The 1,875-nt window shown below is 63.3% G+C and carries 2 protein-coding genes; both read left to right on the top strand.

The genetic code is table 11. From position 1 onward, the window contains the following. Nucleotides 1-72: 72 nt before the first annotated feature. A complete protein-coding gene (locus tag EOA27_RS34535; RefSeq protein WP_042645727.1) occupies nucleotides 73-603 on the top strand; it encodes a DUF1465 family protein in 531 nt (176 codons plus the stop codon). A gap of 279 nt (nucleotides 604-882) precedes the next feature. Continuing rightward, a partial coding sequence (locus EOA27_RS34530) for a glycosyltransferase family 2 protein (RefSeq protein WP_145970760.1) occupies nucleotides 883-1,875 on the top strand: 993 nt, incomplete at its 3' end.

The following is a 1,875-nucleotide window of genomic DNA, read 5'->3' as shown; positions in this document are numbered from 1 at the left end:
CAGTCAGTTAAGGGTGCTGGCCACGTCGGCAAGGATAGTCGAATCGGCTGGCGGCAGTGCAGGGGCGTATCGATGAACGAGCCTTCGAAGGGCAGCGCGAAAACCATCAAGCTGGCGGAGCGCCGGGTTTTCTCCCAATCCTTCAAGCCGCTCTACCAGGAAGGCATGGGGCTGGTCGAGCAGGCCGCCGAATATCTCGATGGCAAGGGCAGGCTCGAGGCCAAGAAATTGTCGCGCACGGCCGCGACCCTCTATGCAGCGGAATCGATGCGGCTGACCACAAGGCTGATGCAGGTCGCCTCCTGGCTGCTGCTGCAGCGCGCGGCGAATTCCGGCGAGATGACGCGCGACCAGGTGGCCTCGGAGAAATCCAAGGTGCGGCTGGATACCGCGTCGGCGCATGACGAGGCGCTTGGCTGGAACGAGCTGCCGAAGGAATTTCTCGATCTGGTGACGCGCTCGCTACGCCTGCAGGCGCTGGTACGGCGCATGGACGAGGAAATCTATGGCGGCGTCGTCGCCGAGACGCACGCGCCCAGCCGCCGGGCCAATCCGGTTTCCGACCAGATCAGCCTTTTGAATACGGCGTTCGCGCGCGGCTGACACCGCGTTTGCAACAAACGCTGAGTAGCGCGGGCGGCTTCCCCCATCGAGCCGTGATCGGCGCAAATCAAGCGCCTCTGGCCTCCAGCCACTTTTCGATGTTGCGGCAGCAGCTTTCGGCGCATTGAAGGCCGTGCCCACCTTCGCGAGAAAGATCACCCTTGCCTGGAAGCGATAGGCCTCTAGTTGGAGCCGTTCGCCGCAGCCGGGTCGACCCGAGCCGGATTTGCAAGAAAATCACCGTCACTGTGACCAAAGCAGATTGCGAGGCTTGATCCCGTGCATTCGCCATTGGACCGCATTCCGGTATCGATCATCATCCCTAACTACAATTACGAACAGTTTCTCGGGCGCGCCATCGACAGCGCGTTGGAGCAGGACCACCGAAATGTCGAGGTCGTGGTCGTCGACGACGCTTCGACCGATGCGTCGGTGGCCGTCATCGAATCCTATGGCGACAAGATCCGCCCGTGCCTGAGGCGCAGGAATGGCGGGCATGGCGCAGCATTCAACACCGGATTCGAGGCGAGCACCGGGGCGATCATCCTTTTCCTGGACGCCGACGATTATCTCTATCCGAACGCCGTCTCCGAGGTCCTGGACGAGTGGGATGCAGATGTCGCCCAGGCGCAATTCCGGCTGCATCTCGTTGATGAGGACCAGCAGATCAAGGATGTCTTTCCCCCTCCCGAACAGCCGTTCGATTCAGGCGACGTCGTGCCGGAATTGTTGCGCAAGGGGCGCTACCGTACGACGGTGACAAGCGGGCTGGCGTTCGACCGCGAGGCGCTGGAACCGATAATGCCCATGCCTGAAAGCGATTTCCGGCAAGGCGCCGATGGCTATCTGGCGACACTGGCGCCGCTTCACGGAGAAGTGAAATCCATCGACACCTGCCTTGGCGCCTACCGCATCCACGGCTCCAACCATTCGGTCTTCGACGAGAAGCTTGCCGAGCGGGCGCGCTGGCGCATGCAGCATGACTTCCGGCGCCTCGAAGCCCTGTCCGACCGGGCGGCCGAGATCGGCTTGACCATGCCGCCGGATGCCGGCCTTCACGATCCGGTTCACCTGGAAGAGCGGCTGGCTTCGCTCTGCGTCGATGAGCCCCAGCATCCGGTTGAAACCGACTCCCGGCTGGGCCTGGCAAGAGCGGGCGCCGCCGCCAGCCTGGAAATGAACGCATCCTGGCGGCGGCGGGCTGCCCTGGCGGCCTGGTTCCTCAGCATCGGAATCCTGCCGCGGCGCATGGGCAATGCGGTGCTGGCATGG

This window comes from Mesorhizobium sp. M2A.F.Ca.ET.037.01.1.1 (genome assembly GCF_003998075.1).
Taxonomy (GTDB): domain Bacteria; phylum Pseudomonadota; class Alphaproteobacteria; order Rhizobiales; family Rhizobiaceae; genus Mesorhizobium.
This window is presented reverse-complemented; position numbering and strand designations above follow the sequence as displayed.

What these genes read in the sequence shown, in the direction of transcription:
- EOA27_RS34535 (WP_042645727.1), top strand. Translation starts at nt 73, where the DNA reads ATGAACGAGCCTTCGAAGGGCAGCGCGAAAACCATCAAGCTGGCGGAG.